The organism is Halorubrum sp. SD612 (assembly GCF_002135005.1).
Map to the genome: position 1 here is coordinate 1 of NZ_NEWI01000081.1, position 14,294 is coordinate 14,294.

At 72.1% G+C, this 14,294-nt stretch carries 15 protein-coding genes, 1 tRNA gene and 1 pseudogene; 13 read left to right on the plus strand and 4 right to left on the minus strand.

Annotation, left to right across the window (positions count from 1 at the left end):
• Positions 1-216 precede the first annotated feature (216 nt).
• The 4 genes from B9G38_RS10230 to B9G38_RS10245 all read left to right on the plus strand — a co-directional run bounded on the left by B9G38_RS10230 (position 217) and on the right by B9G38_RS10245 (position 5,392).
• Positions 217-1,800: a CARDB domain-containing protein gene (locus B9G38_RS10230; protein WP_086220309.1), complete on the plus strand. Its 1,584-nt coding sequence runs from the start codon at positions 217-219 to the stop codon at positions 1,798-1,800.
• Between the two features lie 64 nt (positions 1,801-1,864).
• On the plus strand, positions 1,865-2,785 hold the full coding sequence (locus B9G38_RS10235) for a hypothetical protein (RefSeq protein WP_049932333.1): 921 nt from the start codon (positions 1,865-1,867) through the stop codon (positions 2,783-2,785).
• Positions 2,786-2,941: 156 nt separating this feature from the next.
• Positions 2,942-4,105, plus strand: coding sequence for a signal peptidase I (locus tag B9G38_RS10240; protein ID WP_086220310.1), 1,164 nt, complete (start codon positions 2,942-2,944; stop codon positions 4,103-4,105).
• Between the two features lie 3 nt (positions 4,106-4,108).
• Positions 4,109-5,392 (plus strand): DUF5305 domain-containing protein, encoded by a 1,284-nt coding sequence (locus B9G38_RS10245; RefSeq protein ID WP_049932335.1) that lies wholly within the window; start codon positions 4,109-4,111, stop codon positions 5,390-5,392.
• 50 nt (positions 5,393-5,442) lie between these two features.
• Here B9G38_RS10245 and B9G38_RS10250 read toward each other — a convergent pair whose 3' ends face one another.
• Positions 5,443-6,339 carry an NAD(P)-dependent oxidoreductase gene (locus B9G38_RS10250; RefSeq protein ID WP_086217008.1) on the minus strand — a complete coding sequence of 299 codons (897 nt, stop codon included), beginning with the start codon at positions 6,337-6,339 and terminating at the stop codon, positions 5,443-5,445.
• Positions 6,340-6,414: 75 nt separating this feature from the next.
• Complete coding sequence (locus B9G38_RS10255; RefSeq protein ID WP_086220311.1) at positions 6,415-6,609, minus strand: heavy-metal-associated domain-containing protein; 195 nt, start codon at positions 6,607-6,609, stop codon at positions 6,415-6,417.
• A gap of 128 nt (positions 6,610-6,737) precedes the next feature.
• Between B9G38_RS10255 and B9G38_RS10260 the strand changes: the two genes are divergently transcribed.
• Positions 6,738-7,328 (plus strand): AsnC family transcriptional regulator, encoded by a 591-nt coding sequence (locus B9G38_RS10260; RefSeq protein ID WP_086220312.1) that lies wholly within the window; start codon positions 6,738-6,740, stop codon positions 7,326-7,328.
• 67 nt (positions 7,329-7,395) lie between these two features.
• Positions 7,396-7,546 (plus strand) — tRNA-Gln (locus B9G38_RS18060).
• A gap of 151 nt (positions 7,547-7,697) precedes the next feature.
• Here B9G38_RS18060 and B9G38_RS10265 read toward each other — a convergent pair.
• A complete protein-coding gene (locus B9G38_RS10265; RefSeq protein WP_086217014.1) occupies positions 7,698-8,123 on the minus strand; it encodes a low molecular weight phosphatase family protein in 426 nt (141 codons plus the stop codon).
• A 148-nt stretch (positions 8,124-8,271) separates the two neighbouring features.
• On the opposite strand from B9G38_RS10265, the gene B9G38_RS10270 reads away from it, so the two are divergent.
• The gene (locus B9G38_RS10270; protein WP_049932342.1) at positions 8,272-8,760 is read left to right on the plus strand and encodes a hypothetical protein; all 489 of its coding nucleotides are present in this window, start codon (positions 8,272-8,274) and stop codon (positions 8,758-8,760) included.
• Positions 8,761-8,812: 52 nt separating this feature from the next.
• Here B9G38_RS10270 and B9G38_RS10275 read toward each other — a convergent pair whose 3' ends face one another.
• On the minus strand, positions 8,813-9,271 hold the full coding sequence (locus tag B9G38_RS10275) for a hypothetical protein (RefSeq protein WP_049932345.1): 459 nt from the start codon (positions 9,269-9,271) through the stop codon (positions 8,813-8,815).
• Positions 9,272-9,369: 98 nt separating this feature from the next.
• Here B9G38_RS10275 and B9G38_RS10280 point away from each other — a divergent pair, with 98 nt between their 5' ends.
• The 6 genes and pseudogenes from B9G38_RS10280 to B9G38_RS10305 all read left to right on the plus strand — a co-directional run.
• A complete protein-coding gene (locus tag B9G38_RS10280) occupies positions 9,370-9,924 on the plus strand; it encodes a helix-hairpin-helix domain-containing protein (RefSeq protein ID WP_086220313.1) in 555 nt (184 codons plus the stop codon).
• A gap of 59 nt (positions 9,925-9,983) precedes the next feature.
• Entirely contained in the window at positions 9,984-11,666 is a 1,683-nt protein-coding gene (locus B9G38_RS10285; protein WP_086220314.1) for an anthranilate synthase component I family protein, read from the plus strand.
• Positions 11,663-12,319, plus strand: coding sequence for an aminodeoxychorismate/anthranilate synthase component II (locus B9G38_RS10290; RefSeq protein ID WP_086220315.1), 657 nt, complete (start codon positions 11,663-11,665; stop codon positions 12,317-12,319). Before B9G38_RS10285 ends, B9G38_RS10290 begins: the two co-directional genes overlap by 4 nt.
• Entirely contained in the window at positions 12,312-13,250 is a 939-nt protein-coding gene (locus tag B9G38_RS10295) for an aminotransferase class IV (protein ID WP_086220316.1), read from the plus strand. The genes B9G38_RS10290 and B9G38_RS10295 overlap by 8 nt, the downstream gene beginning before the upstream one ends.
• A gap of 75 nt (positions 13,251-13,325) precedes the next feature.
• Entirely contained in the window at positions 13,326-13,925 is a 600-nt protein-coding gene (locus B9G38_RS10300) for a hypothetical protein (protein ID WP_086220317.1), read from the plus strand.
• A gap of 104 nt (positions 13,926-14,029) precedes the next feature.
• Positions 14,030-14,294 (plus strand): annotated as a pseudogene (locus tag B9G38_RS10305) (2Fe-2S ferredoxin); the annotation flags it as partial.

The following is a 14,294-nucleotide window of genomic DNA, read 5'->3' on the forward strand; positions in this document are numbered from 1 at the left end:
GGGATCGTCTCAATGAATGGTTCAAGCACCGCCTCATACCAGATCTTTCGACGCTGAAACGGCAGATTCAACGAGGACTGCCGACGATCACGGAACCGATCATCTGGAACTATCTCTGCCCTTGAGGACGGTAGAAATTAACGCACGACCGTATCAGTCGTTTCAAGCACCGCCTTATCAAGACACTTGAGATATAATAGGCGGGTATACGTATCAATGCCCACCGCTCGCCGCACCCTGACCCTCGCCATCCTCCTCGTAGCCGCAGGGTCGCTCGCGTTCGCCACGGGAGCGGCAGTGATCGACGGCGACGCGGACACCGTCGCCGACGGCGACCTCGCGATCCAGCCGGCCGACGGCCCGAACGGGCGGTACGCCTACCTGAACGACGACGAGATCGCGATCGACGTCTCGGCGTCAAATCCGAACATCGAGGACCCCTCCTTCAAAGGCGTGAACGTCGGATCGACCGGCAGGATCGACGACGTGTTCAAGATCACGTACACGGCTGACGAGTACGCACACGTCTGGATTGAGTACGCCAGCGAGAACGTCACCTTCGTCGCCGGTGGGGACTCGATCGAAGGCGAGGCGAACAACGTCACGCTCGCGCCGAACGAGACCGTCACGGTCGGGCTCGAACTCGACACGCGCGGCGCGACCGTCGGGACGCGGCTGGGCGCCGACGAGTTCTCGATCGAAGCGAACGAGACGGCGCTCGGTGAGTCGGACGAGTCGAGCGCGTCGACCTTCGGTTTCGGCTCGACCGGCGACGGCGGTCCGACAAAGACGGTCGCCTCGCCGAGCGCGGACCGCCGCGAGTTCGTCGCGAGCGGCGTCGAGTCCGGTACGGAGGTCCGGTTCCGGGTCGACGGGATGCCCATCGACCGCGACAACGTCACGCTGGAGGGGATCGACCTGGCGGGCGTCCGGAACGAGCGCGTCGAGCTGAACGCAGCGGGGAGCCCGGTCCCCTTCGCGAACGGGAGCGCGCTGACCGCGCCCACGCGTCCCCGTCCGGTCGGGTACCTCTCGCTCGCGCACGAGTTCGCGCCCGACGCGGTCGACGCGATGACGATCCGGCTCAGCGCGGACCGGGACTACCTCAACGCGACCGGGACCGACCCCGCGGACGTGACGCTCTACCGGCAGACGGACGCGGGCGACTGGGAGGCGGTGTCGGTCGAGGTCGTCGACGAGGCGGTCGTCGATATCCTGGGGCTCCCCGAGGACCGCGTCCACTTCCGCGCGACGACGACCGAGTTCTCGACGTTCGCGGTCGCGACGCGCGAGCCCCGGTTCGACGTGACCGCGGCGACGGTCGCGCCCGAGGCGATCGACCCCGGCGAGAACGTCACCGTCCGGGCGACCGTCCGAAACGGGGGCGGCGCGGCGGGCGAGCGCGCGGTGACGCTGACCGCCGACGGTAACTCGGTCGCGAGCGAGACGGTCGCGCTCGCGCCCAACGAGACGGCGACGCTCTCGTTCGACGAGACGGTCTCGGCCGCCGGCGCGTACGACCTCGCGGTCGGCGGGACCCCCGCCGGGACCCTGCTCGTCGGCGACCCCGGCGGCGACCCGGCGGGCGGTGAGGGGAGTAACTCCGAGGCGACTGGCGGCGACGGGGAGAGCGCCGAGACGGCGAGCGGCTCCGATGCGGCGAGTAGCGCCGCCGACACCGAGGCCGGGCCGACCGAGGAACCCGGGGGGATCGAGTTCGTCGAACTCGGCGGGCTGCTGGCCGCGCTCGCCCTCGCGGTGGCCGGACTCGCGCTGTTCCGCCGGATGCCGCGGTCGTGAGCCCCGGGTCGCATCCGGGGCGCGCGCCGACAGGTCTTAACCGCTGGTCGACGACCCACGGGCCGTGAGCACGTCTGCGACCGACGAGCGCGATCGCTCCGTCGACGGCGGCCCGTCGGATCGCTCCGTCGACGGTAGTCGGCCGGACCGCACGTTCAGTCAGGAGATGCTCGCCGGCGTCCGCGCGACCGACCTGCTCGTCCTGCTCGCGGTGCCCGCGGTCCTGCTCGCGGTCTTCGCGCTGCCGGAGGCGACCCGCCGCTCGCTCGCGTTCGCGTACGCGGACCCGACGGTGCCGTCGGCGTTCGCGGCGCACTACGTCCACCTCGGAACCGATCACCTCCTCGGGAACCTCGTCGGATACGGGCTCCTCGCCGGCGTCGGCTACGCGCTCGCCGTCCTTGGCGGGCGACGGCGGCTCTTCTTCACGTCGCTCGCGACGTACCTCGGCGCCTTCCCGTTCGCGCTGTCCGCGCTGAACCTCGCCGTCCCGCGGGACGCGATCGGCTTCGGCTTCTCCGGGATCAACATGGCGCTCGCCGGACTGCTCCCGATCCTGTGGTACTGCTACGCCCGCGAACACTTCGCGCCTGCGGCCTCGCTGCGCGCGCTGCCGGCGGTCTTCTTCGCGCTCGTCGGGTGGATCGCGCTCCTCGCGCTGCCGGTCTCGACGACGGGCATCGGGGTCGCCGGGCTGGCGATCGGCGTCGCGGGCGCGCTCCTCGCGGTGCTGTACGCGGCCAGCAGCGAGGTCCGGTTCCCGCCCGCGGTCCGGACGCACGCGGCCGCCGTCGCGTCGCGTCCCGGCTACGGGGAACTGCTGGTCGTCGGCGGGCTGGTGGCCGTCGGCTACCCCGTCGTCGGCTTCCCGTCCGACCCCTCGGGCGGCGGGAGCGTCGTGAACCTGTACGTCCACCTGCTCGGGTTCTGCCTCGGGTTCATCGGCCCGTTCGCGCTGCTCGCCGCCGGCGCCTTCGACGAGTAGGGGCGACGGCGGCCGCCCGATCCGGTTCGCCGGCACCCACGAAGTTATAAGGACACGCCGCCGTTCAGCGATCGACGACTACCTGACGGCCGCGCGACAGGTACCGCCTCGCGGCGGTCGCCGCCCCGAGTCCGTCTCCGAGCCGAGTTCGACACCATGTCACTCAAACGAACGCTGTCCGTCGCGCTCCAAGCGGCCGCGGTGCTGGTCGTCGTCTCGCTGGTCGTCGGACAGCTCCTCGGCCAACCGGTCCTCCTCAGCTACGTCGAGACCGGGAGCATGCAGCCGACGCTCGCTCCCGGCGACGGGTTCGTGGCGGTCCCGGCACAGCTCGCGGGCGGGATCGGGCCGGGCGACGTGGTGACGTTCGAGGCACAGGAGATCCAGGGCGGCGGGCTGACGACCCACCGGGTCGTCGAGGAGGCCGAGCGGGGCTATATCACTCGGGGAGACAACAACCCGTTCACCGATCAGGACGGCGGCGAGCCGGTCGTTCAGGACGCGGACGTGGTAGCGAAGGCGCTCCAGATCGGCGGCAGCGTCGTCGTGATCCCGCACCTCGGGACCGTCGCTATGGGGTTCCAGTCCGCGTTACAGTCCGTCCAGACGTGGCTCGCGGTGACGTTCGGCGTCCGTTCGTTCCAGGGAACGCAGGGGCTCGCGTACATCATCTTTGGGCTGTCGCTCGTCGCCTACGCGGTCGACTGGTATCTCAACGCCGGCTCGCGCGACCGCGACTCGCGCGACCGGTCGCGCGACGACGGCACCTCCGTGCTGGCGATCCTCGGCGCGCTGGCGCTGGTGCTGATGGCCACCGCGACGGCGGCGATGGTCCTCCCGGCCGGCACGCAGGAGTACGGCGTCGTGAGCGCCGAGTTCGAGTCCGAGAACCCAACCGTCATCGAGCGCGGCACGAGCCAAGAGATCGAGTACGTCGTCCCCAACGCGGGGCTCGTCCCCGTGTACGCGTACGTCACGCCGGCGAGCCCGGGCGTCGACGTCGAGCCGGAGCGGCTCTCGGTCGCCAGTCGCGGCGAGGCCTCGACGACGGTGACGCTGTCCGCGCCCGACGAGACGGGATACTATCGGCTGTTCGTCGTCGAACACCGCTACCTCGCCGTGCTGCCGCCCGGCATCGTCGACGAGCTGTACGGCGTCCACCCCTGGGCGCCGCTCGTCGTAATAAACGGGCTGCTCGGCGGCGGTATCGTCGGCGTCGGCCTCCTGCTCTTACGCGGCGAGCCCGCGCGGATCCGGTCTCGCGACTCCCGCGAGCGCCCCCCGCTCTACAAGCGACTCCTCCGCGAGCTCTACAGGTAACACATGTCTTCAGAACCAAACGAACGTCGACTCAGACTCCGCGCCGTGCTGAACGCACAGTCCGCCGCGATCCTCGCGGTCTGCCTCCTCCTCGCCGCGGCCGGCGCGGGGCTCGTGTACACGACGCACGTCGACCCCGGCACGGAGACGGAGCGCCGGACGGTCTCCTCGCTGACCGTCGAAAGCGAGTACCGCCACAGCGCGACCGTGACGGAGCCGAACACCGTCTTCGAGACCGGCGCGGTGCTGGACGGCCGCGACACGTACTTCACGCGGATCGCGCCCGAGCTCGACGTGAACGTGACGACGAGCTACGCGGCGTCGACCGCGGAGAACGTCACCGTCCAGCTCGACTCCGCGCTCGTCATCCGCAACGTCGGCGATGAGGGGACCGTCTACTGGCGCGAGACGGAACCGATCGCGTCGGAGACGGCCGCCAACGTCGCGCCCGGCGAGACGGTGGACGCCTCCTTCGAACTCAACAGCACCGCGATCGACGGGCGCGTGGCGTCGATCGAAGAGCAGCTCGGCGCCTCGCCGGGGGAGACGGAGACGTTCGTCACGACCGAGGTGGCCGTCGACGGGTCGATCGGCGGGGTTCCGACCGCGTCGACGCAGACGCTCGACATGACGGTCACGCACGGGGGCGACACCTACTCCGTCTCCGAGCCCGGCGTCCGGTCCGACACAACCGAGCGGACCGAGTCGGTGAGCGTCGAGCGGGAGTACGGCGTGCTCCGGTCGCTCGGGGGTCCCCTCCTCCTGCTCGCGGGGCTCGTCGGCGCCGGCGGCACCGCGTACGCGACGCGGGAGTTCGACCTCGCGCTCACGCCCGCGGAGCGCGCGTACCTCTCGTACCGCGACGACCGCTCCGAGTTCGCGGAGTGGATCACGACGTTCCGCCTCCCCGCGTCGGTCCACGAGCGTCCGACCGCCGAGGCGGGGTCGCTCCGCGACCTCGTCGACTTCGCGATCGACAACGACACCGGCGTCGTGGAGGACCCCGAGACCGGCGCGTTCCACGCCGTCGCCGGGGAGTTCGTCTATACCTATCGCCCGCCCGAGCCGACGGTCGAGGACGGTGACACTGCCGACGAGGACACGGTCGGCGGTGAGGGAGCGATCGGCGATGAGGAGACGGTCGACGACGCGGGAGCGGTCGGCGCCGCCGACTCGATGACGGCCATGACCGAGGGAGCGGACTCGACCGCGGCCGGCGCGGCGCCCGCCGAGGACGGCGACTCGCCGGGCGACGCGGCCGACTCGGAAGACCCGGCCGACGACTGAGCCTGACGTCCCCCGAACACCCCGGCTCGACCGCGATCCCCCCGCCTCGATCACCCGTCGTCGCGTTCCGCTCCCCGCTCTGCGCCGTCGCGCCACGAGTGGTCCGGTTCCCACCCGAGCAGGCGCTTCGCCTTCGAGCAGTCGAAAATCGACTCGTCGCCGTCGAGGTCGCACTCCGCGGGGAGTTCGCCGCGGACCGCCTCGATCGTCGCCGCGGTGTCGCGACCGAGGAAGTTCTCCGCGGCGACGATCAGCACCGCCTCGTGGCCGTCGACCGCTGTTTCGGGGTCGATCGCGGCCTCGACCGCCGCGACCACGTCGCGCACGTCGACGTACGACCAGCAGTTCCCGCTCGGGGCCGCGGTCGCGGGGTCGAACGTCTCGCGCGCCTCGCGGCGCCGCTCGTCGCCCGGGAACGTGACCCACGAGAGGCGCAGCGAGACGGCGGAGACGCCGTGTCGGCGGGCCGCCGCGGCGGCCACCTCCTCGCCGACGACCTTCGAGAGGCCGTACGGGTCCTCGGGCTGGGTCGGCGTCTCCTCGTCGATCGGGAGCCGGTCGGGCAGCCAGTCGTCCGCCGCGAAGACCGTGCCGTAGCAGCTCTCGCTCGACGCCCAGACGATCCGCGCGCCCGCGGCCCCGGCGGCGTCGAAGACGTTGTACGCGCTCTCGACGTTGTTCGCGAACACGCGCGACCCGGCGTGGTCCTCGGGGTGCGGGATCGCGGCGAGGTGGACGACCGCGTCGGGCGCGGCCGCGTCGACCACCTGTCGCGTCTCGCCGTAGTCGGTGAGGTCCGCCGCCACGTAGTCGACGCCGTCCCGGCGCTCCTCAGTCGGTGGCGCTTCGCGGTCGACGGCGACGACCTCGCGGCCCGCGTCGGCGAGCGCGTCGACCGTCCACGCGCCGACGCCGCCCGCGCCCCCGGTGACGAGTACGCTGTCCATGTCTCGGCGAGCGCGCTCGGGCGAAAAAAGTCGGCGGTTCGGGGTGTGCGGTGCTCCGTTCGCACGTCGGGTCTCCTACGCCGACGCCTCGTAGCCGGCGTCCTCGATGGCGGCCACGACCGCGTCCACGTCGGCGTCGCCCTCGACGGTCGCGGTGCCCGCCTCGTGGTCCGCGCTGGCCGACTCGACGCCGGGTAGCTCGCCGAGCGCGTCGGTCACGTTGTCCTCGCAGCCGGTACACGACATGCCGTCGACGTCTATCGTCGTCATGTCCGCCCGTTGGCGCCCCGGGCACAATTGCCTTTCCGTCGCCGCCGCGGACGACCGTTCTTCCGGAGCGCCGCCGCCCGGCCGCGCCGCCCGGACGACTTTTGCCCGCGCCGGTCGAACGTCCGGGCATGCGCACGCTCGACGAGACGGACCGGGAGATCATCCGGCTGCTGCTGGCCGACGCGAGGCGCCCGTACAGCGACATCGCCGAGCGCGTGGACCTCTCGGCGCCCGCGGTGTCGGACCGCGTCGACAGGCTCCGCGAGGTGGGCGTCATCGAAGGGTTCACGCTCCGCGTCGACGGCGACGCGCTCTCCGACGGGCTCAGGGTCCTCGCGACGCTCGCCGTCGCGCCCGCGGACGCCGAGCGCGTTCACGCGGCGGTCGCGGGCCACGAGCGCGTCGAACACGCGTTCCTCACCGCCGACGGCGAGGTGACGGTCGTCGCGCGCGTCGAGGAGGGGACCGCTCGTGACCTCGTCGACGACGCGGTCGGACTGGCGGCCGTGCGCGACCTGTCGGTGCGGCTGCTCGACGCCCACGAGTGGTCGCCCGCGGTCGGCGACGCGGACCTCGCGGTCGAGTGCGTCGAGTGCGGCAACACCGTCACCGCCGAGGGGGAGTCGGCCCGGATCGACGGGACGCTGTACCACTTCTGTTGCGGCTCCTGTCGCGAGAACTTCGAGGAGCGGTTCGACCGGATCGAGGAGGGGGCGTAGCCGGGGCCGTCCCAGTCTCGTCGCGGAGAGTAACGTACTTGAGTGCCCGTCGGTTAGCCGAATACGAAGTCCCGTGGTGTAGTGGCCAATCATAATGGCCTTTGGAGGGAATCCGTCCGCGTCTGCGGCTCACGCGCGGCTGTCGGGTGTTCCATCAAGAACGCCCGTCGGATGCCCGAAGTCAGCCATTGACGGCGGTTCGAATCCGCCCGGGACTATCCTGCGGCGAGCAACTCCGCGAGCCGCAGGTGTCCGAATTGATTCGAGCCCAGAGGACGAGCGAAGCGAGTCCTCGCGGTTCGAATCCGCCCGGGACTATCCTGCGGCGAGAGAAACCCCCGAGTCGCACGGATACGCGGCCGGAGCCGCCTACTCCTCGCCAAAGAACTCATCGAAGAGGTCGCGCACGCGCCCCTCGACCTCGTCGCGGATATCCCGGACACGATCGATATCCTGCCCGTGCGGGTCGTCGAGCGCCCAGTCGCGCCCCTCGACGCCGTCCGGGAGCGTCAGCGTCGAACAGCCCATCGTCGCGACCACGTCGCACGCGTCGAGCTCCGCGGTCGAGACCTCGCGGGGGACGCGGTCGGAGAGGTCGATGTCCACCTCCGCCATCGCCGCCACGACCTCGGGGTGGACCTCGTCCGCGGGGTGGGTCCCGCCGGTGACGACCTCCACGCGGTCGCCGAGGTCGCGCTCGCGGCGCTCGCGTTCGGCGAACACGGCCGACATCTGGCTACGACCGGCGTTCTGTACACAGACGAACCCGAACGTGGCGACGTCGTCTTCGCTCACACCTGCGCGTCCCGTCACGCCCGATTAAGGGTTTCTAAGATGGATATAGAGTGGTATATACCCGACGCGGAAGACGCCGGGTCTCGCGGACGCCTTCCGGTCCGGAGCTACCTGTGTCATTTTTTACCATGCGGATCGTGGACGACCTATGGACATCCCAACCTACCGGGAGGCGGTCGCCGCGAACCGCCGCCGACACGGCTTCGAGGCGGTCGACGCGGACGTAGACGGACTCGACCACCTGTGGGAGACTCGCGAGACGGACGACACGCTCGGCGACGTGGCGGTGTTCGCGGCGCTCGTCGAGGCGGACGAGACGGACGCGGAGACGCTCGTCGACACCGCGTCGGCGTTCCGCGACGTGCTCGTCGACCGGATCGACGCCCGACCCGAACGCGCCGACGGCGGCGAGTCGGCCACCCCGATCGGCTACGTGACGTTCGCGACGCCGGACCCCGACGCGTCGCTCCTCGGGGCGATGTCCGGATTCACGGTCGCGAGGGGGCGGACGAACGTCTTCCCGCTCGTGTACGACACGGCGGCGGAGCGGCTCCACCGCCACGAGGTGCCGCGGCTGAAGGGGCGCGGGATCTACCGCCGACAGGCGGACGACGCCGAGCGGCTCTTCGAGGCGTAGCCCGGCCGGTGCGGCGCGGACATCCGTCAGCGACTGCCGCCGCTCGCGCTCCTCAGAACAGTCCCGGGCTGGCGAGCAGCCCCGCCGTGACGATGAGCCCGACGGAGACGGCGGACGCGCCGTAGAGGAACGGCTTGGCGTCGCGGGCGGGCTCGCGGAGCTTGTCGACGTCGAGCCCGTCGGCCAGCTTCGAGCCGGCGACCTCGACGAGGCCGGTGCCGACGAACCACAGGCCGAGCATCGTCAACACGAGGTGGCCGCGGGGCGTTCCCGTCAGCCCCTCGAAGGTGTACAGCGTCCCCGCCATGTGACCGCCGGTGAGGACGAACGCGAGGGCGCCGATCCGCGTGATCCAGCGCAGCCGACCGACGACCGAACCGAGCGCGGTCGTGCCGATGTCGCCCCGGAGCGCGGCGGGGAGAATCGCGAGGGTGACGAACAGCACGCTGCCGACCCAGAGGACGGCAAAGCCGACGTGGACCGACCACATCACGGGGTTGAGAACGTCCATACCGCCGGAACGGCCCGATCCCACTTATAAACACGCGAGACGGGACGACCGGATCCCGGCGACGGTTTTTAAATATCTCGCACGTGTAGCCGCGGGCAATGGCCCTACTTCAGAAGCTCAAAGAGAAGCTCGGCTTCGGGAGCGGTTCGAGCGAGCGGGAGTCCGGCGAGACAGAAGTGACCGTCGAGCGGGAGTCGGAACCGGCCGCTGACGCGACGGCTACGGAGCCGGCCGCCGGGAGCGAGTCGGCGGCCGCCGCGGACGAGGGCGACCCCGCGGCGACCGACGCCGACGACGGAGACGCCGAGGCCGACGCGGAAGCGGTCGCCGCCGAGACGGAGGCAGCCGCCTCGACCGGGTCGCTCGTCGACGGCGAGGCGTCCGAGCCCGATGAGGCCGCGACCGACGAGGCGGCCGAACAGGCGGAGGCCGCGGCCGGCGAGGAGGACGCAGTCGCGGTCGACGGCGACGACCGCGGGCCGAGCGTCGAGGAGATCAAGGGCATCGGCCCGGCGTACGCCGAGCGCCTCGCCGGGATCGGGATCGAGACGATAGACGATCTCGCCGCGGCGGACGCGGCCGCCGTGGCCGAGGGGACGAGCGTCGGCGAGAAGCGCGCCGCGACGTGGATCGACCGCGCGAGCGAGTTCTGACGGCCGGGACGGGTCCGGTCGACCGCAACTGTTTCACCGCCACCGCCGAAGAGAGTCGCATGAACCGAACGGTACGCACCGACCGGGGCCGGTTCCGCGCGGTCGCGGCCGCGGCGCCGGACGGCGCCCGGGTCCCGGTCGAACTCCGGGTCGACGTCGACGACCCCTTCGCGGCCTACCGCCGGGCGCGGCGCGGCCCCGGCGGCGTCTTCTACGAGACGACCGGCGGCCAGTCCGGATGGGGCTACTTCGGCGTCGACCCGGTCGAGCGGCTGACCGTCTCCGACGAGGCGGTCGTCGCGACCGCGAGCGGCGAGGGGAAGGGGTCGGGCGGCGACGCGCGGACGGCCTCCACCGGCGACTACCGGCGCCCGTCGCCCTCGCTGACGGCGCTAGAGGGACTCCTCGACGGCAAGATGCTGGCCCGCGGCGACTGCGACGTGCCGTACCCGTGCGGCGCGTTCGGCTGGCTCTCCGACGACGCCGCCCGCGACCTGGAGGACTTCCCGCCGCCGGCGTCCGACGGTCCCGGAGCGGTCGACGACCGCGGCCTCCCGCGGCTCCAGGCCGCGCTCTTCGACCGGATCGCGGCGTGGGAGTGCCCTGTCGACGCCGACGGCGGTTCCGAGTCCGTCACGCTCCGAGTCACCGCCTGTCCGCGCGTCCCGGCAGGACTCGACGACCCCGACGCCGACCGCGACGCGCTCGACACGGTATTCGACGGGGGCGTCGAGCGGGCGGCGGCGCTGATAGACCGTATTGAGGGTGGAGACCCGAGTTCGGGGCCAGTGCCCGACCCGGCCGCGGCCGGCGCGACCTTCGAGAGCGACGTGGGCCGCGAGGGGTACGCCGACGCGGTCCGCCGGGTCAAAGCGTACGTCCGCGAGGGCGACACGTTCCAGGCGAACGTCTCCCAGCGGCTGACCGCGCCCGCCGCGGTCCACCCGCTCGACGCGTACAACGCCGTGCGGACGGTGAACCCGGCCCCGTACTCCGGGCTGGTCGAGTTCGGCGAGCGCCCGAGCGGAGTCGACCTCGTGAGCGCGAGCCCGGAGCTCCTCTTGGAGCGCGAGCCGACCGACGACCCCGACCGCGGCGCCCGCCTCGTCACCGAACCGATCGCGGGGACGCGCCCCCGCGGGGAGACGGAGGCGGCGGACGCCAGGCTGGAGACCGAACTGACCGGCGACGAGAAGGAGCGCGCCGAACACGCGATGCTGGTCGACCTGGAACGCAACGACCTTGGCAAGGTGTCGCGGTTCGGTACCGTCGAGGTGAGCGAGTACCGCCGCGTCGACCGCTACAGCGAGGTAATGCACCTCGTGAGCCTGATCGAGGGCGAGGCGCGGCCGGACGTGGGGCTCGCGGACGCGGTCGCGGCCTGCTTCCCCGGCGGGACCATCACGGGCGCGCCGAAGCCGCGGACCATGGAGATCGTCGACGAGCTGGAGCCGACGCGCCGAGGGCCCTACACCGGGTCGATGTTCGCGGCCGGGTTCGACGGGCGCGCGACGCTGAACATCGTCATCCGGACGCTCGTGCGCCGCGCCGCCGAGTACCACCTCCGGGTCGGGGCCGGGATCGTCCATGACTCCGACCCGGACGCCGAGTACGAGGAGACGCTCGCGAAGGCTCGGGCGCTGGTGAGCGCGGTCGACGAGGCGCTCGTCGCCGGCGAGATGGCGGTCGACGAGGCCGTCGGGGAGGCCGACGAAGCGGCCGAGGAGGCGGTCGAGCGATGACGGGCGTCGGTGCCGGCGGCGAGGCGGAGGGCGCGGCGGCGGGCGGCTGGCGACCCGGCGCGGGCGAATCGGACGCGCGGGTCCTCGTCGTCGACAACTACGACTCGTTCGCGTACAACCTCGTCCAGTACGTCGGCGAGGTCGCCGGCGCGGTGACGGTGCGGCGCAACGACGCGGTCGACCTCGCGGGTATCCGCGCGCTCGACCCGGACGGCGTCGTCGTCTCGCCCGGCCCGGGCACGCCGGCCGACGCCGGGATATCGACCGCCGTCTTCGACCTCGACCGGCCGGTGTTCGGCGTCTGCCTCGGTCACCAGGCGCTGTGCGCCAGCCGCGGGAGCCGGGTCGGCCACGCGCCGGAGGTCGTCCACGGGAAGCCCTCGACGATCAGCCACGACGGCGAGGGCGTCTTCGCCGGCCTCCCCGACCGGCTCCGCGTCGGCCGGTACCACTCGCTGTGCGTCGAGCGCGGGGACCTCCCGGACGAGTTGGTCGAGACCGCGCACACCGAGGACGAGCGCGAGGTCGTGATGGGCGTGCGCCACCGCGAGAGGCCCCACGTCGGCGTCCAGTTCCACCCGGAGAGCATCCTCACGCCGCGCGGGAAGCGCATGGTCCGGAACTTCGTGGAGGTGTGCGAGGACCATGAGTGACGACGGCGAAGGGTCCGAGGCGACCGGCGACGACGATCCCCTGTACCACGTCGACGGCGAGCTCGTCCCCGCTGCGGAGGCGACCGTCTCGGTGGAGGACCGCGGGTTCGCCTACGGCGACGCCGCCTTCGAGACGATGCGCGCGTACGGCGGCGACGTCTTCCGGTGGGAGGCGCACGCCGACCGGCTCCGCGACACCTGCGAGACGCTCGGGCTCGACCACGGGATCGCCGACGCGGAGCTGAAACGACGGGTCGACGAGACGCTCGCCGCGAACGACCTCGCCGACGCGTACGTGAAGCTCTCGATCACGCGGGGCGTCCAGCCGGGGACGCTCGATCCCGACCCCGAGGTCGACCCGACCGTCGTCGTCGTCGCGAAGCCGCTCCCGCGGGGCGGCGTCGGAGGCGACCCGGTCCACGACGGCCCCGCCGCGCTCCAGACGACGAAGACGCGCAAGCCCGCCGACCGCGCGCTCCCGGCCGCGGCGAAGACCCACAACTACCTCAACGGGATCTTAGCCCGGCTCGAACTGCGGGTGACCGGCGCCGACGAGGCGCTGATGCTCGACCCGGACGGCCACGTCGCCGAGGGCGCGACCTCGAACCTCTTCTTCGTCGACGGGACCGCCCTCAAGACGCCCTCGCTCGACGGCCCGATCCTCCCCGGCGTCACCAGAGCGACCGTGATCGATATCGCGGAGTCAGAGGGGATCCCGGTCGAGGAGGGGACCTACGCGCCGGACGCCGTGCGCGAGGCCGACGAGGCCTTCCTCACGAACTCGACGTGGGAGGTCCGGCCGGTGGCGACCGTCGACGGCATCGCGGTCGACGGCGACGGCGAGGGGGTCGCCGGCCCGCTCACGACCCTCCTCTCGCGGCTGTTCGACCGGCGGATCGAGGAGCGCCACTACGACGGCGAGCGGCCGTAGTCGAGGCGGCGGGCCGCCGAACCTGCGTGTCGTTCCCGACCACACCGTTATCCGGCCGGGAGGCGTAGGTGACGGATGGCAGACGATAAGAGCGGACGAGAGAAACAGGCCGCAGACGACGACAAACGACAGCGCGAGCGCGACATGGAGGCGGCACAGCGCCGCGGCGACGAGGCCGAACCGCCGATCGACGACGCGGCGACCGAGGCCCTCGAAGACGCGCTCGAACCGCTGACGTTCCCGGCGACGGGCCGTGAGATCGTCGACGCGGCCGGCGATCAGGAGCTCGAGTCGACGGCCCGCGTCTACACCGTCGCCGACCTGATCCCCGACGCCGACGCGGAGGCGTTCGACGCGCCCGCGACGGTCCGGGAGCGGGTCCGCCGGCCGGCGGTCGCGACCGCGATGAAGCGGGTCGTCGAGGCGGCGGCGGACCTGCCGAACGCGGAGTTCGGTCGATCGCAGCGCGAGGCGTTCGAGCGGACGTTCCGGGCGGTGAGCGATATCGACGAGATCGACGACGACGAGGGCGTCCGCGCCGTCGCCGATTGGGCCGTCGGTCGGATCGCGGAGGGGGAGACGGTGCCCGGCTCGCGGGACCTCCGCCGACGGGCCGCGAAGCACTGTCGGACGCACGGCTACGAGGTGCGCGACGACGAGTGGCTCGGGGTCTGAGCCGGCCTCCCGGACGGCGTCCGGTCGGGCGACGCCGAAGCGAGAATCCCGCGGCCGACGCGGGAACGCACAACGTTCAAGCCGGTCGCCGGCCTCGCTCGGACATGGACGAGCACCGCCGGATCGCCGGCGTCGAGGAGGTCCCGGAGGAGAGCACGCTGCTCGCGACGCTTCGCCCGGTCGATCCCGAGACGGTCGACGAGGGCGAGGGCGACCGCGGCGAGGGCGAGGACGGCGGCCCCGAGGTCGAGGCGGTCCTCACCCGGGCCGCCGGCGAGGTGCGCGCGTTCCGGAACTACTGTCAGCACTGGACGGACGTCCGCCTCGACAAGGACGACGGCGCGTTCGTGCGCAACGGCGAGGTGTTCT